This is a genomic window from Mesorhizobium sp. B2-1-3 (assembly GCF_006442495.1).
In the GTDB taxonomy this organism is placed as follows: domain Bacteria; phylum Pseudomonadota; class Alphaproteobacteria; order Rhizobiales; family Rhizobiaceae; genus Mesorhizobium.
The window spans coordinates 49,307-70,679 of the sequence record NZ_VFWL01000015.1; the positions used below are offsets into that span (position 1 = coordinate 49,307).

A 21,373-nucleotide genomic window follows, 5' to 3' on the forward strand; every position below is an offset into this window, starting at 1 on the left:
GTAGCGAGTAGGGAATGTTCGAGTTTCGATTGGATACGGCATTGTTCTGTCCCCTCTGATACCAACTACTGACTACTGACTACTGACTACTGACTACTCATCTCAATCATCCAGCACCCAGGTATCCTTCGTGCCGCCGCCTTGCGAGGAATTGACCACCAGAGAGCCCTCCTTAAGCGCGACGCGCGTGAGCCCGCCCGGCACGATCTGGATGCGGTCGGAGACCAGCACATAGGGTCTCAGATCGACATGGCGCGGCGACAGGCCCTTTTCGGTCAGGATCGGACAGGTCGAGAGCGCCAACGTCGGCTGGGCGATGTAATTGGACGGCTTGGCCTGCAGCTTCTTGGCGAAATCCTGGCATTCGTTCTTGGTCGCCGCCGGTCCGACCAGCATGCCATAGCCGCCTGAACCGTGCACTTCCTTGATCACCAGCTCATCGATGTGTTCGAGTACATATTTCAGGCTGTCCGGCTCCGAACAGCGCCAGGTCGGAACATTGCCGAGGATCGCCTTGCGGCCGGTGTAGAATTCGACGATCTCGGGCATGTAGGAATAGATCGCCTTGTCGTCGGCGATACCGGTTCCCGGCGCATTGGCGATCGTAATGTTGCCGGCCCGGTAGACATCCATGATGCCAGGCACGCCGAGCGCGGAGTCCGGCCGGAAAGTCAGCGGATCGAGGAAGGCATCGTCCACCCGGCGATAGAGCACGTCGATCTGCTTGTAGCCTTCGGTCGTGCGCATCGCGACATGACCGTCCACCACGCGCAAATCCTGCCCCTCGACCAGTTGCACCCCCATCTGATCAGCCAGGAAGGCATGTTCGAAATAGGCGGAGTTGTAGCTGCCGGGCGTCAGCACGGCGATGGTCGGCGTGCCCTTGGCGTTCTGCGGCCGCACCGCCGCCAGCGACTGGCGCAAAAGCTGCGGATAGTTCTCCACCGGCCGCACCTTGATTTGTTGGAACAACTCGGGGAAGAGCTGCATCATCGTCTCGCGGTTTTCCAGCATGTAGGAAACGCCCGATGGGGTGCGCGCATTGTCCTCCAGCACGTAGAACTCGTTTTCGCTGATGCGCACGATATCGACGCCGATGATGTGGGTGTAGACGCCGGCGGGTGGCCTGACCCCGATCATCTCGGGCAGGAAGGCTTCGTTCCTGGCGATCAGGTCGCGGGGAACGCGTCCGGCCCGCAGGATTTCCTGGCGGTGATAGATATCGTCGAGAAAGGCGTTCAGCGCCTGCACGCGCTGCTCGATGCCTTGCGTGAGGCGGCGCCACTCATTGCCAGAAATGATGCGCGGAACGATGTCGAAGGGGATAAGCCGCTCGGATGCTTCCTGTTCGCCATAGACGGCGAAGGTGATGCCGGTCTTGCGGAAGACGCGTTCGGCATCCTGCATTTTCTCGGTAAGCCTGGCCGGGTCCTGCTCTTTCAGCCAGCGATCGTAAGCCGAATACGGTCTTCTAAGTCCGGAGACCTCCGGAAGCATTTCATCGAACGCTGCCAATCGCATACTCCCCTGTGACGCCATTTCACTGGCGCCGCCGGAGAAAATCAAGCGCAATCGGTGATTTGAGGGATGCGGGCGATCAGTATGTCGCCCCTGCCTAAAATTGAGGCAGCGGAAATATGAGCTTGGTCACGCTTTGCCTCATGCTCGGGCAATGGGCTCCGACGCTAGAAGGCGCGAAAAGTGACGACGGTGAACGTGTCCTTGATGCCGGGAAGAATCTGCACCTTCTCGTTGACGAAGTGGCCGACATCCTCCTCGTCGTCGACATAGAACTTGGCGAGCAGATCGTAATTGCCGGCAGTGGAGTAGATTTCCGAGGCGATCTCGGCGTCGGCGAGCGCGCTGGCAACCTCATACGACTTGCCCAGTTCGCATTTGATCTGCACGAAAAACGCCTTCATGGCTCCGCCCTGCTAAACGTCCAATCCAAGCGGCCCTTCTGGCAGACTGGAGGCGGGCTTTCAAGCGCTGGAACGGTACTTAGCCGGTTCGAGCGTTGGCCACGCCTCCCGCAATTCCGCCAAGGCTGCCTGGACTTCGTCGCGCGACAACACTGAATATTCGCCGCCGGTGAAACCCTGAAGCGCCACCAAACGTATGTTAGGATGCCTGCACGGGCAGGATTTTTCGAAAGGCAAGTTCTCGAAAGACAAGGGAAACAGGCTATGCGCCGCACGCTTTTCGCATTCGCATTCCTTCCTCTCCTCCTGCCCTTGTCGGCGTTTGCCGGCGAGGCCGAGATCAAGGCGGCGCAAGCGGCCATTGACGGCCAGCTGAGAGCGTTCCTGGCCGATGACGGCGTCACGGCCTACAGCTTCGCCGCACCGAACGTGAAGCGGATCTTCCCGACCGTCGACACCTTCATGAACATGGTGACCAACGGCTACGCGCCGGTGCGCAACCCACGGAGCTACTCGTTCGGCAAGGTCGAGGAGACGGGTCCGACCTCGATCATCCAGCAGGTGCTGATCGTCGGCCCTGACGGCAAGGACTATGAAGCTGTCTACACGTTGGAGCGACAGCCCGACGGCACGTTCCAAATCACCGGCTGCAGCCTGCGCGCGTCGAATTCGCTGAGCACCTGAACCGTCACAGCGCCGGGATATCGCCCCTCGCCCAGCCCTCGGTAATTTCGGCAGCGCGTGCCTCGAAAGTGCCGGTCTCTATCGCGGCGCGTATGTCCTGCATCAGCTTCTGATAATAGGACAGATTGTTCCAGGTCAGAAGCATCGCACCGAGTGCCTCTTGCGAGCGCACGAGATGGTGCAGATAGGCGCGGGAATAATCGCGTGCCGCCGGGCAGTCGCTTTCCTCATCGAGGGGGCGCGGATCGTCGGCATGGCGGGCGTTGCGCAGATTGACCTTGCCGCGCCTTGTATAGGCAAGCCCATGCCGGCCGGCCCGCGTCGGCATCACGCAGTCGAACATGTCGATGCCGCGCGCCACCGATTTCAAGATGTCGTCCGGCGTTCCGACGCCCATGAGATAGCGTGGTTTGTCATCGGGCAGTTCCGGGCAGGTGATGTCGAGCATGTCGAGCATGACCGCCTGCGGTTCACCGACGGCAAGGCCGCCAACCGCATAGCCTTTCAGATCCATCGCGCTCAGCGCTTGCGCAGAACGCACGCGCAAATCCGCATTGTCGCCGCCTTGCACGATGCCGAACATCGCCTTCCCGGGCTGGTCGCCGAACGCCGTCTTGCAGCGCTCGGCCCAGCGCAGCGACAATTCCATGGCGCGCTCGATTTCCTTGAGCGCGGCCGGCAGCGCCGTGCATTCGTCGAGTTGCATCTGGATGTCTGAATCGAGCAGGCCCTGGATCTCGATCGAACGCTCCGGCGACATTTCATAGGATGCGCCATCGATATGGGAGCGGAAGGTGACGCCCTTCTCGGTCAATTTCCGAAGCTTTGACAGCGACATGACCTGGAAGCCACCGCTGTCGGTCAGGATCGGATGCGGCCAGCGGGCGAATTCGTGCAGGCCGCCAAGCTTCGCCACGCGTTCGGCGCCGGGCCGCAGCATCAGATGGTAGGTATTGCCCAGGATGATATCGGCGCCGACGCCGCGCACCTGATCCATGTACATCGTCTTGACCGTGCCGCCGGTGCCGACCGGCATGAAGGCAGGCGTGCGGATTTCGCCGCGCGGCATGCTGATCAAGCCGCGCCGCGCCCTGCCTTCGGTCGCCAGCACCTTGAAGGTGAACGTCTCAGCCATTGAATTCCTTGTCGTGTGCCGGTGCGCCCGGAGCCTGTTCGTCCAGCGACTGGCGATAGTGGATGCAGCCGCGCATGAATTTTGGCCAGGGCGGCACGGCGATTGCCGGATCGATCTTCTCGGGCAGCAGGTCCCACAAATCGGGATGATGCCAGCAAAGATCGTGCCCCGATGCATCGCGATGCTGGCGAATGCCGGCGCGCAATTTTTTGACTTCGGCGATCAAACTGTCGCGGTCCAGCCTGTCGAGGTCATCGTCCATCGCTCATCTCCGCTCGATACAGCAGGCTTGCATCTCCGTAGGAGTAGAATCTGTAATCGTGCTCAATGGCATGCGCATAGGCGGCGCGCATCGTATCGAGGCCGCTGAAAGCCGAAACCAGCATGAACAGCGTCGAACGCGGCAGATGGAAATTGGTCGTCAGCATGTCGGCGGTGCGAAAACGGTAGCCGGGCGTGATAAAGATGTCGGTCGGGCCGGACCATGCAGCCAGCACGCCATCCTCTCGCGCGGCGCTTTCCAGCAGGCGCAGCGAGGTCGTACCGACGGCAATGACGCGCCCGCCCCTCGCCTTTGCCGCATTCAACGCGTCGGCTGTTGCCTCGCTGACTGAGCCGATCTCCGCATGCATCTTGTGGTCGGCGGTGTCGTCCACCTTCACTGGCAGGAACGTGCCGGCGCCGACATGGAGCGTGACGAAGCGGCGTTCGATCCCCTTTGCGTCGAGTGCGGCAAACAGCTCCGGCGTGAAATGCAGACCGGCCGTCGGCGCCGCTACGGCACCTTCCTCCCGGGCATAGATGGTCTGATAATCGGCCCGATCGCGCTCGTCGTCATCCCGCTTCGAGGCGATGTAGGGCGGCAGTGGGATGTGGCCGACCGCATGCAGCGCCTCATCGAGGAAAGGGCCCGACAGGTCGAAGCCGAGCAGCGCCTCGCCCGCCTCGCCCTTTTCGATCACCGTGGCGTCAAGCTGGCCGAGGAAGCAGGAATTGCCGTCATGGCCGAAATGGATGCGGTCGCCGACGGCAACGCGCTTGCCCGGCCGCATGAAGGCCAGCCAACGGTCCGGCGCCATCCGCATGTGCAATGTGGCTTCGACCTGCGCCGCCGCCTCGCCGCGCCGCCTGATACCTTTGAGTTGCGCCGGGATAACCTTGGTGTCGTTGAAGACCAGCACGTCGCCGGCCTGGAGCAGGGAAGGCAGGTCGCTGACCGCCCGGTTCGAAACCCCCTCGCCGGGCCTGACCACCAGCATCTTTGCGCTGTCGCGCGGCTCTGCCGGGCGAAGCGCGATACGCTCTTCCGGCAGGTCGAAATCGAACAGATCGACACGCATCAGAAGAGCCTGATAAGCAGCGCCCCGGCCAGAAGCAGCACCGCGCCGGCCACGCGGCCGAGCGAGATTTCGCGAACCGCGACGCCGAGGAATCCGACGCGGTCGATCAGCATGCCCGCCAGCAACTGGCCCGCCACCAGGAACGCCATCAGCGCGGCGGCGCCGATGCGTGGCGTCAGGATGGTGGACAGTGTGACGTAGAAGCCGCCCAGCATGCCGCCGGCGATGAACAGCCACGGCGCGGGCGCCTTCCAGTCGAGCGAGATGCCTTGCAGCCTCACCACCGCGACGGCAATGATGCCGAGCACGATGGCGCCCGACAGGAACGAAAACGCGGCAGCCGCGACCGGGAGCCCCAGGCCGCGCGCCAACTGCGAATTGATCGGCGCCTGAATGGCAATGAAGGCGCCGGACAAGATGCCGAGAAGCGACCAGACGACGCCCATCATTGTCCTGCCGCCTTACTTGACGTCGGCCGCGACCTTCAGCGACACGATCTTGTCGGGATCCTGCACCGGCTCGCCGCGCTTGATCTTGTCGACATTGTCCATGCCTTCGATGACCTGGCCCCAGACCGTGTACTGGCGATTGAGGAAGGCTGCATCGTCGAAGCAGATGAAGAACTGCGAATTGGCCGAGTTCGGATTCTGCGAGCGCGCCATCGAGCAGGTGCCGCGGCCGTGGTTGGCATTGGAGAATTCGGCCTTGAGATCCGGCTTGTCGGAACCGCCCATGCCAGCGCGAGAAGGCGCGAAAGAGGGCTTGCTCGAATTGCCGAACTTGACGTCGCCGGTCTGCGCCATGAAGCCCTCGATGACGCGGTGGAAGACCACGCCGTCATAGGCGCCTTCGCGGGCCAGTTCCTTGATGCGGGCGACATGGCCGGGCGCCAGGTCGGGAAGCATTTCGATGACGACCTTGCCCTTGGTCGTTTCCATGATGAGCGCGTTTTCGCGATCCTTGATGTCGGCCATGTCTGATATCCTTTTCAAAAAACAGAACTATTTGTCGGCGGCGATGCGCACTTTGATCATCCGGTCGGGATCGGTGACCGTGCCGTTGTCGGCCTCGTCGCCCTTCTTGATGTGGTCCACCAGTTCCATGCCGCTGACGACATTGCCCACGATCGTGTACTGGCCGTCGAGCGGCGGCGCCGGCGCGAACATGATAAAGAACTGCGAGTTTGCCGAATTCGGATCCTGCGAGCGTGCCATGCCGACCACGCCGCGCTTGTAGTGCTCGGTCTGCGAGAATTCCGCCGGCAGGTCCGGCAGGTCGGAGCCGCCGGTACCGACAGCCTGGGCGTTGAAGCCCTTGTTCATGTTGCCGAATTTGACGTCGCCTGTCTGCGCCATGAAGCCGTCGATGACGCGGTGGAAGGCGACGTTGTCATAGGCATGCTCACGCACCAGCTTCTTGATCTGCGCGACATGCTTGGGCGCGAGATCGGGACGCAGCGCAATGGTCACGTCGCCGTCCTTCAACGTTATGATCATGGTGTTTTCCGGGTCGGCGGCATAGGCTGAGGCCGATGCTGTCACGAGACCGGCAAGCACGACGAGGAACGAGGCGAGCTTTTTCAGCTGCATGGTCTTCTCCGAGAAACCTATTTTGCGAATTTAGCGGTGAGCGCACCGGCAACGGCGGCCGGCACGAAAGGGCGGATGTCGCCGCCCATCGAGGCAATCTGGCGGACAAGTGTGGCGGTAATGGTTCTGACCGAGGGGCTGGCGGGCAGAAAAACCGTTTGCAGCTCAGGCGCCATCGTTTCGTTCATGCCGGCCATCTGCATCTCGTAGTCGAGATCGGTGCCGTCGCGCAGGCCGCGGATCATGATCGAGGCTCCCTGTTTCCTGGCCGCATCGATGACCAGCCCGTCGAAGGCGACCACCTTGATGCGTGTGCCGTCGCGGCCGAATTCGGCCTTGGTCGCGGCCTCGATGAGTTCGACCCGCTCCTCGAAGGAAAACAGCGGCTTCTTGCCGGGATGGATACCGATCGCCGCATAGACGATGTCCGCCACGGCCAGCGACGCCTTCAGCACGTCGAGATGGCCGTTGGTCAACGGGTCGAAGGAGCCGGCATAAAGGGCGATGCGCTCGGTCATGCCGGTGCTTCTAACGGGCGCGCGGACGGAAGGCAAATCTCATTGATGCGATCCCCTTGAACCTTTTTGCAGGGATGAACGACAGATGAATGCGCCGATCACGAACGCTTCACGCAGCGTTCACTACCTTGCCCCTTTAAGAAGATGAAACCAAAGTCCCATGTAAGCGTTGTAGAGCGCAGGAGAACACGCACATGCTGATCTACATGCTCGCCACTGCAATGACCGTCGCCATGCTGATCGCCACTGTATTCGGGCTGCATCAGGAGGCCCAGCGCGTCCGCATCAAGACCAACGCCAAACGCTTCGAAGGGTTCGGGCCCCGCAAGCCTCACCGTCACTATTGAGTTAGCCTGAATTTGTTGCGACGCGCCGGCCGATTGGCCGGCGTTGCCATGTCTGTCCAAGCCAGACTTATTGCGCATCATCCAGGCCGGCATCGGCCGCCGGATCGATCTCGGCACCAACCTCGACGATTTCTTCCTCGTCCGATTGCGGCTCGGAAATCCGCTCGACCGAAACCACCTTCTCGCCTTCCGCCGTGTTGAAAATGGTCACGCCCTTGGTGGCGCGGCTGGCGAAGCGGATGCCATTGACCGGCACCCGGATAACGGTACCGCCGTCGGACACCAGCATGATCTGGTCGTCATTGCCGACCGGGAAGGTTGCCACCAGCCTGCCGATCTCGGCCGTCTTCGACACGTCGGTGGCCCGAATGCCCTTGCCGCCGCGTCCGGTCAGACGGAAATCATAGGACGATGAGCGCTTGCCGTAGCCGTATTCCGTCACCGTCAGCACGAACTGCTCATGCGCCTTGAGGAACTCATAGCGCTCGTCCGACAGCTCCGCCTCCTCGCCGACCTCTTCGTTGGTCAACGCGATCTCTTCCTCCTCGCCTGCCGGGATGCCGGCGGCCAGGCGCCGTTCGGCCACCACGCGCTTCAGATAGGCGGCGCGTTCGGCCGGCGGCGCATCGACATGCTCGATGACGGCCATCGAAATGACGCGATCGGTTTCGGCCATGGCGATGCCGCGCACGCCGACCGAGTTGCGGCTCTGGAAGACGCGCACGTCGCCGACGGAAAAGCGGATGCACTGGCCGGAGCTGGCGGTCAGAAGCACGTCGTCATTGTCGGTGCAGGTCTCGACGCCGAGGATCTCGTCGCCCTCCTCCTCCAGCTTCATGGCGATCTTGCCGTTGCGGTTGACCTGGACGAAGTCGGAAAGCTTGTTGCGGCGCACCGTGCCGCGCGTGGTGGCGAACATCACGTCGAGCTCGCCCCAGCTCGTCTCATCCTCCGGCAGCGGCATGATGGTGGTGATGCGCTCGCCCTGCTCCAGCGGCAGCATGTTGATCAACGCCTTGCCGCGCGACTGCGGATTCCCGATCGGCAGGCGCCAGACCTTCTCCTTATAGACGATGCCGCGCGAGGAGAAGAACAGCACCGGCGTGTGCGTATTGGCCACGAACAGGCGGGTGACGAAATCCTCTTCCTTGGTCGACATGCCCGAGCGACCCTTGCCGCCGCGGCGTTGCGCCCGGTAGAGCGACAATGGCACGCGCTTGATGTAGCCGGAATGGCTCACCGTCACGACCATGTCCTCGCGCTGGATCAGGTCCTCGTCTTCCATGTCCGCGCCGCCTTCGCTCAGCTCGGTGCGGCGCGGCGTGCCGAATTCGTCGCGCACGGCCGCGAGCTCGTCCTTGACGATCTGCTGGACGCGGGCGCGGGACGAAAGGATATCGAGATAGTCGACGATCTCGGCGCCGATCGTGTTCAACTCGTCGGCGATTTCGTCGCGGCCGAGAGCCGTCAGGCGCTGCAGGCGCAACTCCAGGATCGCGCGCGCCTGTTCCTCGGACAGATTGTAGGTGCCGTCCTCGTTGATGCGGTGGCGCGGGTCGTCGATCAGGAGGATCAGAGATTCGACGTCGCCGGACGGCCAGCGCCGCTCCATCAACTGCTCGCGCGCCGTCTGCGGGTCCGGCGCGGTGCGGATCAGCTTTATCACTTCATCGATGTTGGCGACGGCGATTGCGAGGCCGACCAGCACGTGGGCCCGGTCGCGCGCCTTGCGCAGCAGGAACTTCGTGCGCCGGGTAACCACCTCCTCGCGGAAGGACACGAATGCCCTCAGCATATCGGTCAGCGTCAGCAGTTCGGGCTTGCCGCCATTCAGCGCCACCATGTTGGCGCCGAAAGAGGTTTGCAGCGGCGTGAAGCGATAGAGCTGGTTGAGGATGACGTCGGCCACGGCGTCGCGCTTCAGCTCGACGACGACCCGATAGCCCTGGCGGTCGCTCTCGTCGCGAATGTCGGAAATGCCCTCGATGCGCTTGTCGCGCACCAGTTCGGCCATCTTCTCGATCATCGACGATTTGTTCACCTGGTAGGGAACCTCGGTGATGATGATCGATTCGCGGTCATTGCCGCGGGCCTCGATGTTGACCTTCCCGCGCATGACGATGGAGCCGCGGCCGGTCGAATAGGCGCTGTAGATGCCGGAGCGGCCGAGCACGATGCCGCCGGTCGGGAAATCCGGCCCCGGAATGATTTCCATCAGCGCCGGCAGGTCGATGGCCGGATTGTCAATGATCGCGATCGCGGCGTTGCAGACTTCGCCCAGATTGTGCGGCGGGATGTTGGTGGCCATACCGACGGCGATGCCGCCCGAGCCATTGACCAGCAGATTGGGAAAGCGCGCCGGCAGGACCTTCGGCTCGCTGCCGGAAGCATCGTAAGTGTCCTGGAAATCGACCGTATCCTTGTCGATATCCTCCAGCAGTTCATGCGCGACCTTGGTCAGCCGCGACTCGGTGTAGCGCATGGCCGCCGGCGGATCGCCGTCGATCGAGCCGAAATTGCCTTGCCCGTCGATGAGCGGCACGCGCAGCGACCAGTCCTGCGCCATGCGCACCAGGGCGTCATAGATAGAGGCGTCGCCATGCGGATGGTATTTACCCATCACGTCGGCGACCGGGCGCGCCGACTTCACATATTTGCGGTTCCAGTGATAGCCGCTCTCATGCGCGGCGAAGAGAATGCGGCGATGCACCGGCTTCAGGCCGTCGCGCACGTCGGGCAGCGCACGGCTGACGATCACGCTCATGGCGTAATCGAGATAAGAGCGCTGCATCTCCTCGATGATCGAAATCGGCTCGATGCCGGTGGGGCCGCCGTCGGCGCCGCGCGGTGTTTTTTGGTCGGTCAAATCGGATCACAATCTAAACAGGAATCACTTGCCGTATATATAGGAAGCGCGGCCGAAACTCCAATGTCGACGGCACTTTTCCCGTGTCGATTTTGGCGGTGATTTCAAAAGGATACCGGTGATTGCGACGATATGGCCGATGTGCTTTTCGGAGCCGTCGACGCAAAGGCCCGCCATCTCGTGTTAGCGGCGGCCCGCGCGGCGGGCGCGATAGCCGCCGGGCGTCTCGCCCATTTCGCGCCGGAAGCGGCGATTGAAGGTCGAAAGGTCCCCGAAGCCGGCCTCGAAGGCGACCGTCGAGATGGCCTCGTCCGAAGCGTGGAGCCGCACTGCTGCCCGGTGCAGCCTGGTCCTCAGCAGAAACCGGTAAGGGGTCATTCCGGCAATCTGCCGGAATGTGCGCAGGAAATGATACGGACTGGTCGCCGTCTCCCGCGCCAGCACGGCCAGCGAAAGTGGCTGATCGGCATCGATCTCGATACGCCGAACCGCCTCCGCGACCCGTTTCTGGTCGCGGCGGCTGGGTGTCCGCGTCATCTTGGTGTGCCCTGAGCTTGCGGCGACAGCCGCGCCGGCAATGCGCAAGCCGAGTTCCTCGAAAGCAGCGGTTTCGGCCATATCGCGCGCGGCCTCCGCTTCGGCCAGCAGCGGCATCAGCATCGGCAGTGGCGGCAACCTTGGCGCCTCGAAGGCCAGCATTCTGGCGCCTGGTACGTTCTCCACGATCCGTTCCATATGAGCCGGAGCAAAATGGAAGGAGAGGCAGCGGTCGCCGGCGCCGTGCTCGTGGCCGCATTCGTAGCATGTGCCGGGATTGCCAAGCAGCACCGCGCCTGGCGCGAGCATCGCGGTACCCTGGCTGGCGCGATAGCGGAAGGTGCCGCTGGTCACCGCGGCGACGCAGAATGTCCTGTGCTCCTCCTCGAACGGCCGGTCGCCGGCGCCGGCCGTGCACACCACGTCCGACACCTGCCAGCCTGGCCCCGAGGCAATGATCCTGTCGCTCGTCGTCATAGCCTGAAAGATAGCAATTTTTCCCAAGCGCAGAACCCTGCCCCGGCCTATCGCTTGCGGTCTCTTGACAGCATGAAGGCACCAGCCATGACCAACCAGCCCACTTTTACCGAAGCCCTGCACAGCGACGGGCCCGCCCCCGGCTTTGCCGAGAATTTGGATCTCTACGGCCGCTTCGTCGGCGCCTGGACCTTCGATGCCAGCCGTCATCTCGAGGACGGCACCGTGCTGACCGGACGCGGCGAGGTGCATTTCGGCTGGGTGCTGGAAGGCCGCGCGATCCAGGACGTCTGGATCCTGCCCGCGCGCGATGCCGGCCCCTCGCCTTCTCTCGGCAAATGGACCTTTTATGGCACGACCTTGCGCGTCTACGATCCCGGCGCAAACGCCTGGCATATTTTCTGGAGCGATCCGCGCAACCAGTATTACAGCCGCCAACTCGGTCGCGCCGAAGGCGACACGATTGTCCAAGTGGGCGCCGACGGCACCGGTTCCTCCGTACGTTGGAGCTTTTCACGAATAACCGAAAATTCCTTCCGCTGGCTCGGCGAGCGCTCGCACGACAATGGCGCGACATGGCGGCTCGAAGTGGAGTTCCTGGCGCGGCGCTCTGGCCGTACCTGATCAAGCAAGCCCGCGACGCAAACTCAGGCATTCCCTGCGTTCTTTCGCGTCTCCCTCGGCCCAGCCGGCTTTCGCAGAGTTCGCGAGCCGCCTCTCCCCAGCCGGTTTCCTCCGTCCCTGCTTTGCTCTACCAATGTCGGGATGCGGGCTCGGCCCGGCGGGAGGGGTGAGAGATGCCGAGTTTCGACAGCCTGTTCAACGCCTTCGTCACCATTCTGGTGACCATCGACCCGCCCGGGCTGGCGCCGCTGTTTCTGGCGATAACGCGCGGCATGAACCGCGAGGAGCGCCAGCAGGTCTCGGTCCGCGCCTCGGTCATTGGCTTCCTTGTGATGGCGCTGTTCGCGGTTGCCGGCGCGTCGATCCTGTCGGTGTTCGGCATCACGCTGCCGGCATTCCGCGTCGCCGGCGGGTTCCTTCTGTTCTTCATCGCTTTCGAAATGGTGTTCGAGCGCCGGCAAGACCGCAAGGAGAAGATCGGCGACGTCGCCATCACCAAGGACATGATCCACAACATCGCCGCTTTCCCGCTGGCGATCCCGCTGATCGCCGGCCCCGGCGCGATTTCGGCGACTGTCCTGCTCTCCGGCTCGTTTCAGGGCTTTGGCGCCCAGGCGGCACTGGTCGGCATCATCTTCGTCTGCCTCGCCATCACCTATCTCGTGTTCGTGCTGTCGGAGCGCATCGACCGCATCCTCGGCCAGACCGGCCGTTCGATCCTGACCCGCCTGCTCGGCGTTATCCTGGCGGCACTTGCCGTCCAGTTCGTGGCTGACGGCATCAAGGCGCTGATGGCCTCATAGGCCGCTTATTTTGCCGTCGTGTCGATAATTTCGAAATCGTGGGTAATGGCGGCGGTCTTGGACATCATGGCCGAAGCCGAACAGTATTTTTCGATCGAGAGATCGATCGCCCGCTTCACCTTGTCGGGCGACAGCGCCCTGCCCTTGACGATGAAATGCATATGAATGCGGGTGAACACCTTGGGATCGGTCTCGGCTCGGTCGGAATCGAGCTCGACCACACAGTCCTCGATCGCCTCGCGCCCCTTTTCGAGGATATGGACGACATCATAGGCCGAGCAGCCGCCGGTGCCGATCAGCACCAGTTCCATCGGGCTCGGCCCCGGCGTTCTCCCTTCAGGGCCGAACGCGGTCCCCAGTACGACCTTATGGCCTGTGCCGGACTCGCCGACGAAGGTGCGTTCCTCGACCCATTTGATGCGTGCTTTCAACTGATATTCCTTCCACTCGGGATCACGGTCTGGCTTGCGCGACGCCGAAGACCACGTCGTGCAAGATTCTGCCGGGCACCAGCGTAAAGACACCGGCACCCACCAGTGCAAAGATATACAACGCAATCATCGCCTTGCGGTGCTTGGCGACGCGGTGATTGCGTGCATGCCAGACCGCCAGCGGCACCGTGACCAGCACCAGGATCGACAAGAGATGGATCGGGCTGAAAGGGCCAATGAGCTGTATCTGCTGGATCCAGAAACTCGAGATGGCGACGGCCAGCATCAGCGCCGCCCAGAGATAGCCCATCGCGCGGTGGCGCAGCGTGCCTTTCGGCAGCGCCAGCTGCACGCCGCCTATCGCCAGCGCGGCAAAGGCCGCGAGCGCATGCCATGGGATCGGAGGACGTGCCGATAGGAGCGGTCCGAGCGACATCGCGCCCTCTCCTCAAATGCCCGTCACGCCGTGTCGATGCTCAGAACGGAATTTCGTCGTCCAGCTCGCGCGACGAACCCCCGCCGCCCTTGGGAGCGCCGCCGCCACGATTGAAGCCTTCGTTCGGGCCGGACTGGCCGAAATCGGAACCACGGCTGCCGCCGCCGGAATAACCCCCGACCTGGCCGCCCTCACCCTGGCCGCGCGCGTCCAGCATCTGCAGCTCGCCGCGGAATCTCTGCAGCACGACTTCCGTCGTGTATTTGTCGGCACCGGTCTGGTCTTGCCATTTGCGTGTCTGCAACTGGCCCTCGACATAAACCTTCATGCCCTTCTTCAGATACTGCTCGGCAACCTTGGCGATGCCCTCATTGAAGATGACGACATTGTGCCACTCGGTCTTTTCCTTGCGCTCGCCGGAATTCTTGTCGCGCCAGCTTTCCGATGTTGCGATGCGGATGTTGACGACCGGCTCGCCAGAATTCAGGCGGCGGATCTCCGGGTCCGCTCCGAGATTGCCGACCAGAATGACCTTGTTGACGCTACCCGCCATGATACTTCTCCGCGCTCGTCCGAAACAAATTTTTGTCGCAGCACCTTACAGGTTGCGCACACCCGTTGCCTGCTGTGGCTGCCTTTTCCCACAAGGTTTTTGTTCTCTTTTCGTTCCTATATGCATCGCCGCTCATTGTCAAGGAATGGCAGCAATGCCGGAGCCGCCAGCTTCCCTTCATATGGGCCGTAAAACATCGCTTGCCAAATCGATAAGTATCGACTTATGCTTTCGCCATGATCGAAGCGGAAATTTTCCGGGCGCTGGCCGACCCCACCCGACGCGCCGTCTATGAACGCCTCGCCACCAGCGAGATGACGGTGTCGCAGCTGCGCACCGGCATGACGGTATCGCAGCCGGCTGTGTCGCAGCACCTGGCGGTGCTGCGCGGCGCAGGCCTGGTGGTCGAGCGGCGGGCGGGCCGCAACGCCTATTACCGCGCCGATCCGCAAGGGCTCGACCCGCTGCTTGGCTGGATCGAACGCTACCGGACGTTCTGGCCCGAGCGCATCGAAAAACTGAGGACGGTTCTCAAGGACATGGACCAATGACGCACGCACCAGTGACCGACGAAAGCCCTGCGCGGACCGCCCCCGACGCGATCGAGTTCGAGTGCGATCTCCCCGAGCCGCCGGAAAAGGTATGGCGGGCGCTGACCGTGCCCGAATTGCTTGCGGCCTGGATGATGCCCAACGACATCAATCCTGAGATCGGCAGCAATTTCGCCTTTGCCGGGCCGGATGCGCCGATCGAATGCGAGATCCTCGATGCCGAGCCCGGAAAAAGGCTTCGCTATTCCTGGCGGGAACAGCCGCGGCCCGACGAGGAACGGAACCCGCTCGACAGCATCGTCACCTTCACGCTCGCCCGCACCGTTTCGGGCGGCACGCATCTGCATATTATCCATGAAGGCTTTGCCCGTGCGGCGACATCCGCCGCCAGGCCCATGGTGACCATGGCAGGCGCCGGCTGCCGGCTTTCATTCGCTGCGCGTGCCTCCGGCCGCCGCCCCGCAGCCAATTCATTTTGCCTTCTGCAGCGCGCCGCTTGAGTGGCCGACACATGAAAAACGGAGAGAGACGATGACCGGTTTTGCCAATCTGGTGCCGATGGTGATCGAGCAGTCGAGCCGCGGCGAGCGCGCCTTCGACATTTTCTCGCGGCTGCTGCGCGAGCGCATCGTCTTTATCAACGGCGAGATCAACGACGGCATGTCGGCGCTGGTCTGCGCCCAGCTTCTGTCGCTGGAATCGGATAATCCCGACAAGGAGATCTCGCTTTACATCAACTCGCCTGGCGGCGTGGTGACCAGCGGCTTCGCCATCTACGACACGATGCAATATGTCAGCTGTCCGGTGTCGACGGTGTGCATGGGCTTTGCCGCCTCGATGGCTTCGTTCCTGCTGATGGCTGGCACGCCGGGACGGCGCATCGCGCTGCCCAACGCCAGCCTCGTCCTGCACCAGCCGCTGGGCGGCTTCCAGGGTCAGGCATCGGACATCCAGCGTCACGCCGAAGGCATCCTGCGCACCAAGCGGCAGATGACCGAACTCTATGCGCGTCATTGCGGCCGCACCTATGAAGAGGTCGAGCGCACGCTCGACCGGGACTATTTCATGACCGCCGAGGAAGCGAAGGCATGGGGTCTCGTCGATCATGTCTACGATACCCGCAAAAAGGCGGCGTGACCGGCACAAGCACGATGAATTGCGACGCCCCGCCGTCCGGCGATTTGATGACCGCCGGTCTGGCCACCTCGGCGGGGCGGCGCTATAACCGCCCGATGATCGACAGCCGCTTATTCCGACCTTGGCGTCTTGCCGTCACTATTTTCGCCGGTGCGCTCATGCTGGCCGGCGGCGCCTTTGCCAACGACAGCCAGAAAGGCAGCCTGCCCGGTGTGGCCGGCGATTATCGCATCGCCAAGCCGGCCCCGCAGCCCGAACCCGATGACGCCTCCCCCGCCAACGGTAACGGCCGGTTCAAGATCGGCGATACCGATGTCAGTATTTCCGGCAGCATCACGGTCGATGTCGGCGCTGGCGGGATCAAACCGCCGCGGTAGCTGACATGTCGGGGCCGTCAGTACCTGCGCGTTCCCCCAAAAGAGCAGCCCCGCCGTGCTTTTAGCAAACGGACGGGGCTTTTCTGGATCTATAATCCAATCTTTCGCCGGGAATGTTTTACCGGCTTTCGATTTCGGATGCTTCGCGGCGTTCAGCCGACGATCCGACCAGTAGTCTCTGATTTTGGTGCATCCGGCAGGGTCACGTCGGAAGGCGCTCGCGTCTCCCTGGCATTCATGCCTGCCGCGGCTCCAGTCACTGCTGGAGCCTCAAGGGACTGTCCGGTGGCGTCATGCTCCACTCCTGTGTCCGTTGCGACAATCGTCGTCAGAAGCACTGATCGCAGTAGCCCGCGGCGTCTCGCAGGCCGCCTTTGGGCGGCGAGGCCATCGAAAGACAGCCGGCTTCATTGACGTGTGGAGTCTGCTCCCCTCAGCCGGGGACGTCAACCGCTCGATGTCCGATCGGAAAAATTGTGATCGAGCGACATATCCCCTGATGGGAACCACGCCGCCTGCTCCACCGCTTTTGTCAGGAGCGTGTTCGGTCTTTGTTCTTTCCGCTTGCCCGTTCGTGCGAAAGACGGTTAAACGACTTGGTCGAGAATTGTGGCGTCTCTCGACGCGGCGGCAAAAATACCTACATAGGGGACGGCCGGGGAAAACCCGCCGATCCCACAAATTCCAGATCTGAGGCGGCGACCGGCAATGGCCGACCATAAATATCTTTCCATTCGCGGGGCGCGCGAACACAATCTGAAGAATGTCGATCTCGACCTGCCGCGTGACAGCCTGATCGTCATGACGGGCCTGTCGGGCTCCGGCAAATCGTCGCTTGCCTTCGACACCATCTATGCCGAAGGCCAGCGCCGCTATGTCGAGAGCCTGTCGGCCTATGCGCGGCAATTCCTCGAAATGATGCAGAAGCCGGATGTCGACCAGATCGACGGCCTTTCGCCGGCCATCTCCATCGAGCAGAAGACCACTTCGAAGAACCCGCGCTCGACGGTCGGCACCGTCACCGAGATATACGACTACATGCGGCTTCTATTCGCGCGTGTCGGCGTACCCTATTCGCCCGCCACCGGACTGCCGATCGAGAGCCAGACGGTGTCGCAGATGGTCGATCGCGTGCTGGCGGTCGAGGAAGGCACGCGCCTGTTCATCCTGGCGCCGATCGTGCGCGGCCGCAAAGGCGAGTACCGCAAGGAATTGCTCGAGCTGCAGAAAAAGGGATTTCAGCGCGTCAAGGTCGACGGCGTCTTCTATGAGATCGCTGATGTGCCGCCACTCGACAAGAAATACAAGCACGACATCGACGTGGTCGTGGATCGCATCGTCGTGCGTGGCGACCTCGCAACGCGCCTTGCCGATTCCATGGAGACCGCGCTGAAGCTCGCGGAGGGGCTGGCGGTGGCGGAGTTCGCCGATAAGCCGCTCGATGCCAGTCAGACGGGCGAGGATTCGGTCAACAAGTCGAAGAACGAGACGCATGAGCGCATCCTGTTCTCGGAAAAATTCGCCTGTCCGGTCTCCGGCTTCACCATTCCCGAGATCGAGCCCAGGCTGTTCTCGTTCAACAACCCGTTCGGCGCCTGCCCGACCTGCGACGGGCTGGGCAGCCAGCGCGCCATCGATCCCAATCTGGTCGTCCCCGACGAGAACGTCTCGCTGCGCGACGGCGCCGTCAGCCCATGGGCGAAATCGACTTCACCCTACTACGTGCAGACGCTGGAGGCTCTCGGCAAGGCTTACGGCTTCAAGCTCGGCGACAAGTTCAAGGATTTGACCGGGGAAGCCCAGGAAGCCATCCTGCGCGGCACAGGCGAGCGCGAGATCACCTTCCAGTATGATGACGGCCTGCGCTCCTACAAAACGACCAAGACCTTCGAGGGCGTCATCCCCAACCTCGAGCGGCGCTGGAAAGAGACCGAATCCGCCTGGATGCGCGAGGAAATCGAGCGCTTCATGTCGGCCACCCCCTGCCCGGCCTGTCGTGGCTACAGGCTGAAGCCGGAAGCGCTGGCGGTGAAGATCGCGGGCAAGCACATCGGCGAAGTGACCGAACAGTCGATCCGCAAGGCCGACCAGTGGTTCACCGACCTGCCGGCGCAGCTCAACGACAAGCAGAACGAGATCGCCGTGCGCGTGCTCAAGGAAATCCGCGAGCGGCTGCGCTTCCTCAACGACGTCGGCCTCGACTATCTCACTTTGTCGCGCAATTCCGGCACGCTGTCGGGCGGCGAGAGCCAGCGCATCCGGCTGGCATCGCAGATCGGCTCCGGCCTCACCGGCGTGCTCTACGTGCTGGACGAACCGTCGATCGGCCTGCACCAGCGTGATAATGCGCGCCTGCTCGACACGCTGAAGCACCTGCGCGACATCGGCAACACGGTCATCGTGGTCGAGCATGACGAGGATGCCATCCTGCATGCCGACTACGTCGTCGACATCGGCCCGGCCGCCGGCATCCATGGCGGCGAAATCATTGCCCAGGGCACGCCTCAGCAGGTGATGGCCAACCCGAATTCGATCACCGGCAAATACCTTTCGGGCGAGCTCGAAGTGGCGACACCTGCGGTTCGCCGCGAGGCGAAGAAGAACCGCCGCCTGAAAGTCGTCGGCGCACGCGGCAACAATCTGAAGAACGTCACCGCCGAAATTCCGCTCGGCACCTTCACCGCCGTCACAGGCGTATCGGGCGGCGGCAAATCGACCTTCCTGATCGAAACGCTGTTCAAGGCGGCCTCGCGCCGCATCATGGGCTCGCGCGAGCATCCGGCCGAGCACGACCGCATCGAGGGCCTGGAGTTCCTCGACAAGGTCATCGACATCGACCAGTCGCCGATCGGACGGACCCCGCGCTCCAACCCCGCCACCTATACCGGCGCCTTCACGCCGATCCGCGACTGGTTCGCGGGCCTGCCGGAAGCCAAGGCGCGCGGCTACCAACCGGGCCGCTTCTCCTTCAACGTCAAGGGCGGCCGCTGCGAGGCCTGCCAGGGCGACGGCGTCATCAAGATCGAGATGCACTTCCTGCCCGACGTCTACGTCACCTGCGACGTCTGCCACGGCAAGCGCTATAACAGAGAGACGCTCGACGTGCTGTTCAAGGGCAAGTCGATCGCCGACGTGCTCGACATGACGGTCGAGGAAGGCGTCGATTTTTTCGCCGCCGTGCCCGGCGTGCGCGATAAGCTCGACACGCTGAAGCAGGTCGGCCTCGGCTACATCCATATCGGCCAGCAGGCGACGACGCTGTCGGGCGGCGAGGCGCAGCGGATAAAACTCGCCAAGGAGCTGTCGCGCAAGGCGACCGGCAAGACGCTCTATATCCTAGACGAGCCGACCACTGGCCTGCACTTTCACGATGTCGCCAAGCTGCTGGAAGTGCTGCACGAACTGGTCGACCAGGGCAACACGGTGGTGGTGATCGAGCACAATCTCGAAGTGATCAAGACCGCCGACTGGGTGCTCGACCTCGGCCCCGAGGGTGGCGACGGCGGCGGCGAGCTGGTCGCCTCCGGCACGCCGGAAGCGATCGTGCGCGAAAAACGCAGCTACACCGGCCAATTCCTCAAGGAATTGCTGGAGCGACGCCCCGGAGGCAAGCGCGAAGCAGCGGAGTGATGGCGGGCTGGCGTTGGGAACCTCCGGAATGAAGATCAGGAAAGCCCTCGCCCCGGATGTCACCGCCGTCATGACTCTGACCACGGATGCCTACGCGCCCTACACCGCGCTGTTGGGCGCGCCGCCGATCCCGGTCACCGAAGACTATGCGCCGCGCATCGAACGCGGCGAGGCCTGGCTGCTGGAGAGCGGCGGCGACCTGGCCGGGCTGATCGTCCTGGAGCGGCACGAAGACCACGCGATGATCTTCTCCGTCGCGGTGGCGCCAGGATTTCAGGGCAAGGGCTTCGGCATCGCATTGTTGAAACATGCGGATCAGCAGGCGCGCCTGTGGGGCGTGCCGGAGGTGCGGCTCTACACCAATGCGAAAATGGAGCGCAACATCGCGCTCTATTTGGCCTACGGCTATCGCGAAACGGGTCGCCGGCCCAATCCCTACCGGCCAGGATGGGTGCTCGTCGACATGGCAAAGCCGGTCGACGAGGTCACGATGGCCTGATTTTTCTGAACGCGGCCAGACTTCTGAAACGGGAGGACGACAATGAGCAAATCGGGAACAATCCGCGCCGGCATGGGCGGCTGGACCTTCGAGCCGTGGGACACGTCCTTCTACCCGGAAAAACTCCCCAAGGCCAAGCAGTTGCAATACGCCAGCCGGCAGGTACCGAGCATCGAGGTCAACGGCACCTACTATTCCAGCTTCAAGGAACCGACCTTCGTCAAATGGGCCAATGAGGCCCCCGACGGTTTCGTCTACTCGCTGAAGGGCAACCGCTTCGTCACCAACCGCCGCGTGCTGGGCGAAGCCGGTGAATCGATGATGCGTTTCCTTGGCTCCGGCGTCGCCGCGCTCGGCGATAAGCTTGGGCCGATCCTTTGGCAGTTCGCGCCGACAAAGAAATTCGATCCCGACGATTTCGAGGCTTTTCTGAAGTTGTTGCCGGAAAGCCAAGACGGTGTCGCGTTGCGCCACGCGCTCGAAGTTCGCAACGACAGCTTTGTCGTGCCGGAATTCGCGGCCCTCGCGCGCAAATACAAGGCGGCCATCGTCTATGCCGATCACGCCAAATATCCTGATATCGCCGATATCACCGGCGATTTCATCTATGCGCGGCTGCAGACCGGCTCGGATGACAATCCCGACTGCTACACGCCAAAAGGCCTCGATGAATGGGCGGCGCGGGCCAAGGTCTGGGCGGAAGGCAAGCAGCCGGCCGATTTGCGGCGCGCCGACCCTGCTACCGACGCGCCGGTGCAACCGCGCGACGTGTTCGTCTACTTCATCACCGAGGGCAAGGTGCGCGCGCCCTTCGGCGCCATGGCGCTGATGAAGCGAGTGACAGAAACCAGCTAAGCGGCAAGCCTCTGCGGCTATTTCCATTTGCATGAATTGCCGGCGTCAACAGCCTCTGTCGG

At 62.7% G+C, this 21,373-nt stretch carries 25 protein-coding genes; 11 read left to right on the forward strand and 14 right to left on the reverse strand.

The genetic code is table 11. The features are described 5' to 3' along the window. Nucleotides 1–102: 102 nt before the first annotated feature. Both FJ973_RS22375 and FJ973_RS22380 read right to left on the reverse strand, forming a co-directional pair. Nucleotides 103–1,515 (reverse strand): circularly permuted type 2 ATP-grasp protein, encoded by a 1,413-nt coding sequence (locus tag FJ973_RS22375; protein WP_181170936.1) that lies wholly within the window; start codon nt 1,513–1,515, stop codon nt 103–105. A 170-nt stretch (nt 1,516–1,685) separates the two neighbouring features. Next, nucleotides 1,686–1,922, reverse strand: a complete 237-nt coding sequence (locus FJ973_RS22380; protein ID WP_010909609.1) for an Lrp/AsnC family transcriptional regulator — start codon at nt 1,920–1,922, stop codon at nt 1,686–1,688. A gap of 264 nt (nt 1,923–2,186) precedes the next feature. Between FJ973_RS22380 and FJ973_RS22385 the strand changes: the two genes are divergently transcribed. Next, the gene (locus FJ973_RS22385) at nt 2,187–2,606 is read left to right on the forward strand and encodes a DUF4864 domain-containing protein (protein WP_140498811.1); all 420 of its coding nucleotides are present in this window, start codon (nt 2,187–2,189) and stop codon (nt 2,604–2,606) included. A gap of 4 nt (nt 2,607–2,610) precedes the next feature. Here FJ973_RS22385 and tgt read toward each other — a convergent pair whose 3' ends face one another. The 7 genes from tgt to coaD form a co-directional block, all read right to left on the reverse strand. Next, nucleotides 2,611–3,741, reverse strand: a complete 1,131-nt coding sequence (tgt, locus tag FJ973_RS22390; RefSeq protein ID WP_140525348.1) for a tRNA guanosine(34) transglycosylase Tgt — start codon at nt 3,739–3,741, stop codon at nt 2,611–2,613. Further along, a complete protein-coding gene (locus tag FJ973_RS22395) occupies nt 3,734–4,003 on the reverse strand; it encodes a hypothetical protein (protein ID WP_140525349.1) in 270 nt (89 codons plus the stop codon). The genes tgt and FJ973_RS22395 overlap by 8 nt, the downstream gene beginning before the upstream one ends. After that, the gene (gene queA, locus FJ973_RS22400) at nt 3,993–5,081 is read right to left on the reverse strand and encodes a tRNA preQ1(34) S-adenosylmethionine ribosyltransferase-isomerase QueA (protein ID WP_140557756.1); all 1,089 of its coding nucleotides are present in this window, start codon (nt 5,079–5,081) and stop codon (nt 3,993–3,995) included. The genes FJ973_RS22395 and queA overlap by 11 nt, the downstream gene beginning before the upstream one ends. Further along, entirely contained in the window at nt 5,081–5,530 is a 450-nt protein-coding gene (locus FJ973_RS22405; RefSeq protein ID WP_140515312.1) for a DMT family transporter, read from the reverse strand. The genes queA and FJ973_RS22405 overlap by 1 nt, the downstream gene beginning before the upstream one ends. 12 nt (nt 5,531–5,542) lie before the next feature. Continuing rightward, nucleotides 5,543–6,055 (reverse strand): peptidylprolyl isomerase, encoded by a 513-nt coding sequence (locus tag FJ973_RS22410; protein WP_140525351.1) that lies wholly within the window; start codon nt 6,053–6,055, stop codon nt 5,543–5,545. A gap of 27 nt (nt 6,056–6,082) precedes the next feature. After that, nucleotides 6,083–6,577, reverse strand: coding sequence for a peptidylprolyl isomerase (locus FJ973_RS22415; RefSeq protein WP_224518951.1), 495 nt, complete (start codon nt 6,575–6,577; stop codon nt 6,083–6,085). 110 nt (nt 6,578–6,687) lie between these two features. Continuing rightward, nucleotides 6,688–7,188, reverse strand: coding sequence for a pantetheine-phosphate adenylyltransferase (gene coaD, locus FJ973_RS22420; RefSeq protein WP_140498825.1), 501 nt, complete (start codon nt 7,186–7,188; stop codon nt 6,688–6,690). Nucleotides 7,189–7,382: 194 nt separating this feature from the next. Here coaD and FJ973_RS22425 point away from each other — a divergent pair, with 194 nt between their 5' ends. Beyond that, complete coding sequence (locus tag FJ973_RS22425; protein WP_140498827.1) at nt 7,383–7,535, forward strand: hypothetical protein; 153 nt, start codon at nt 7,383–7,385, stop codon at nt 7,533–7,535. Between the two features lie 67 nt (nt 7,536–7,602). Here the strand turns inward: FJ973_RS22425 and gyrA are convergent, their stop codons facing one another. Continuing rightward, a complete protein-coding gene (gene gyrA, locus FJ973_RS22430; RefSeq protein ID WP_140557758.1) occupies nt 7,603–10,401 on the reverse strand; it encodes a DNA gyrase subunit A in 2,799 nt (932 codons plus the stop codon). Nucleotides 10,402–10,584: 183 nt separating this feature from the next. Continuing rightward, nucleotides 10,585–11,415, reverse strand: coding sequence for an AraC family transcriptional regulator (locus FJ973_RS22435; RefSeq protein ID WP_140557823.1), 831 nt, complete (start codon nt 11,413–11,415; stop codon nt 10,585–10,587). Between the two features lie 87 nt (nt 11,416–11,502). Between FJ973_RS22435 and FJ973_RS22440 the strand changes: the two genes are divergently transcribed. Both FJ973_RS22440 and FJ973_RS22445 read left to right on the forward strand, forming a co-directional pair. After that, nucleotides 11,503–12,039 (forward strand): hypothetical protein, encoded by a 537-nt coding sequence (locus FJ973_RS22440; protein WP_140498831.1) that lies wholly within the window; start codon nt 11,503–11,505, stop codon nt 12,037–12,039. Between the two features lie 173 nt (nt 12,040–12,212). Further along, nucleotides 12,213–12,842, forward strand: a complete 630-nt coding sequence (locus FJ973_RS22445; protein WP_140498833.1) for a MarC family protein — start codon at nt 12,213–12,215, stop codon at nt 12,840–12,842. Between the two features lie 5 nt (nt 12,843–12,847). On the opposite strand, the gene FJ973_RS22450 is transcribed toward FJ973_RS22445, so the two are convergent. The 3 genes from FJ973_RS22450 to FJ973_RS22460 are packed head-to-tail and all read right to left on the reverse strand — an operon-like array spanning nt 12,848 to nt 14,262. Further along, nucleotides 12,848–13,273 carry an OsmC family protein gene (locus FJ973_RS22450; RefSeq protein WP_140498836.1) on the reverse strand — a complete coding sequence of 142 codons (426 nt, stop codon included), beginning with the start codon at nt 13,271–13,273 and terminating at the stop codon, nt 12,848–12,850. Between the two features lie 22 nt (nt 13,274–13,295). Beyond that, nucleotides 13,296–13,709 carry a DUF2306 domain-containing protein gene (locus tag FJ973_RS22455; RefSeq protein ID WP_140557759.1) on the reverse strand — a complete coding sequence of 138 codons (414 nt, stop codon included), beginning with the start codon at nt 13,707–13,709 and terminating at the stop codon, nt 13,296–13,298. Between the two features lie 40 nt (nt 13,710–13,749). Then, nucleotides 13,750–14,262 carry a single-stranded DNA-binding protein gene (locus FJ973_RS22460; protein WP_140498840.1) on the reverse strand — a complete coding sequence of 171 codons (513 nt, stop codon included), beginning with the start codon at nt 14,260–14,262 and terminating at the stop codon, nt 13,750–13,752. 236 nt (nt 14,263–14,498) lie between these two features. Here FJ973_RS22460 and FJ973_RS22465 point away from each other — a divergent pair, with 236 nt between their 5' ends. The 7 genes from FJ973_RS22465 to FJ973_RS22495 all read left to right on the forward strand — a co-directional run bounded on the left by FJ973_RS22465 (nt 14,499) and on the right by FJ973_RS22495 (nt 21,311). After that, nucleotides 14,499–14,813: a metalloregulator ArsR/SmtB family transcription factor gene (locus FJ973_RS22465; RefSeq protein WP_140515307.1), complete on the forward strand. Its 315-nt coding sequence runs from the start codon at nt 14,499–14,501 to the stop codon at nt 14,811–14,813. Next, nucleotides 14,810–15,313 carry an SRPBCC domain-containing protein gene (locus FJ973_RS22470; protein ID WP_140515306.1) on the forward strand — a complete coding sequence of 168 codons (504 nt, stop codon included), beginning with the start codon at nt 14,810–14,812 and terminating at the stop codon, nt 15,311–15,313. Before FJ973_RS22465 ends, FJ973_RS22470 begins: the two co-directional genes overlap by 4 nt. A 31-nt stretch (nt 15,314–15,344) precedes the next feature. Then, nucleotides 15,345–15,950, forward strand: a complete 606-nt coding sequence (locus FJ973_RS22475) for an ATP-dependent Clp protease proteolytic subunit (RefSeq protein WP_140498846.1) — start codon at nt 15,345–15,347, stop codon at nt 15,948–15,950. Between the two features lie 95 nt (nt 15,951–16,045). Further along, on the forward strand, nt 16,046–16,327 hold the full coding sequence (locus FJ973_RS22480) for a hypothetical protein (RefSeq protein WP_140557825.1): 282 nt from the start codon (nt 16,046–16,048) through the stop codon (nt 16,325–16,327). Between the two features lie 708 nt (nt 16,328–17,035). Further along, nucleotides 17,036–19,957, forward strand: coding sequence for an excinuclease ABC subunit UvrA (uvrA, locus tag FJ973_RS22485; protein WP_140515305.1), 2,922 nt, complete (start codon nt 17,036–17,038; stop codon nt 19,955–19,957). 28 nt (nt 19,958–19,985) lie between these two features. Then, nucleotides 19,986–20,456 (forward strand): GNAT family N-acetyltransferase, encoded by a 471-nt coding sequence (locus FJ973_RS22490; RefSeq protein WP_140557761.1) that lies wholly within the window; start codon nt 19,986–19,988, stop codon nt 20,454–20,456. A 42-nt stretch (nt 20,457–20,498) separates the two neighbouring features. Continuing rightward, the gene (locus tag FJ973_RS22495; protein WP_140557762.1) at nt 20,499–21,311 is read left to right on the forward strand and encodes a DUF72 domain-containing protein; all 813 of its coding nucleotides are present in this window, start codon (nt 20,499–20,501) and stop codon (nt 21,309–21,311) included. Nucleotides 21,312–21,373: the final 62 nt, after the last annotated feature.

Excerpts from the sequence above, each read along its gene's own strand:
- FJ973_RS22405 (WP_140515312.1), bottom strand. The coding sequence starts at position 5,530 with ATGATGGGCGTCGTCTGGTCGCTTCTCGGCATCTTGTCCGGCGCCTTC.
- FJ973_RS22415 (WP_224518951.1), bottom strand. The coding sequence starts at position 6,577 with ATGATCATAACGTTGAAGGACGGCGACGTGACCATTGCGCTGCGTCCC.
- FJ973_RS22445 (WP_140498833.1), top strand. The coding sequence starts at position 12,213 with ATGCCGAGTTTCGACAGCCTGTTCAACGCCTTCGTCACCATTCTGGTG.
- tgt (WP_140525348.1), bottom strand. The coding sequence starts at position 3,741 with ATGGCTGAGACGTTCACCTTCAAGGTGCTGGCGACCGAAGGCAGGGCG.
- FJ973_RS22425 (WP_140498827.1), top strand. The coding sequence starts at position 7,383 with ATGCTGATCTACATGCTCGCCACTGCAATGACCGTCGCCATGCTGATC.
- FJ973_RS22460 (WP_140498840.1), bottom strand. The coding sequence starts at position 14,262 with ATGGCGGGTAGCGTCAACAAGGTCATTCTGGTCGGCAATCTCGGAGCG.
- queA (WP_140557756.1), bottom strand. The coding sequence starts at position 5,081 with ATGCGTGTCGATCTGTTCGATTTCGACCTGCCGGAAGAGCGTATCGCG.
- FJ973_RS22380 (WP_010909609.1), bottom strand. The coding sequence starts at position 1,922 with ATGAAGGCGTTTTTCGTGCAGATCAAATGCGAACTGGGCAAGTCGTAT.
- FJ973_RS22470 (WP_140515306.1), top strand. The coding sequence starts at position 14,810 with ATGACGCACGCACCAGTGACCGACGAAAGCCCTGCGCGGACCGCCCCC.
- FJ973_RS22440 (WP_140498831.1), top strand. The coding sequence starts at position 11,503 with ATGACCAACCAGCCCACTTTTACCGAAGCCCTGCACAGCGACGGGCCC.
- FJ973_RS22395 (WP_140525349.1), bottom strand. The coding sequence starts at position 4,003 with ATGGACGATGACCTCGACAGGCTGGACCGCGACAGTTTGATCGCCGAA.
- FJ973_RS22495 (WP_140557762.1), top strand. The coding sequence starts at position 20,499 with ATGAGCAAATCGGGAACAATCCGCGCCGGCATGGGCGGCTGGACCTTC.
- FJ973_RS22465 (WP_140515307.1), top strand. The coding sequence starts at position 14,499 with ATGATCGAAGCGGAAATTTTCCGGGCGCTGGCCGACCCCACCCGACGC.
- FJ973_RS22455 (WP_140557759.1), bottom strand. The coding sequence starts at position 13,709 with ATGTCGCTCGGACCGCTCCTATCGGCACGTCCTCCGATCCCATGGCAT.
- FJ973_RS22410 (WP_140525351.1), bottom strand. The coding sequence starts at position 6,055 with ATGGCCGACATCAAGGATCGCGAAAACGCGCTCATCATGGAAACGACC.
- coaD (WP_140498825.1), bottom strand. The coding sequence starts at position 7,188 with ATGACCGAGCGCATCGCCCTTTATGCCGGCTCCTTCGACCCGTTGACC.
- FJ973_RS22435 (WP_140557823.1), bottom strand. The coding sequence starts at position 11,415 with ATGACGACGAGCGACAGGATCATTGCCTCGGGGCCAGGCTGGCAGGTG.
- uvrA (WP_140515305.1), top strand. The coding sequence starts at position 17,036 with ATGGCCGACCATAAATATCTTTCCATTCGCGGGGCGCGCGAACACAAT.
- FJ973_RS22480 (WP_140557825.1), top strand. The coding sequence starts at position 16,046 with ATGATCGACAGCCGCTTATTCCGACCTTGGCGTCTTGCCGTCACTATT.
- FJ973_RS22385 (WP_140498811.1), top strand. The coding sequence starts at position 2,187 with ATGCGCCGCACGCTTTTCGCATTCGCATTCCTTCCTCTCCTCCTGCCC.
- FJ973_RS22490 (WP_140557761.1), top strand. The coding sequence starts at position 19,986 with ATGAAGATCAGGAAAGCCCTCGCCCCGGATGTCACCGCCGTCATGACT.
- FJ973_RS22475 (WP_140498846.1), top strand. The coding sequence starts at position 15,345 with ATGACCGGTTTTGCCAATCTGGTGCCGATGGTGATCGAGCAGTCGAGC.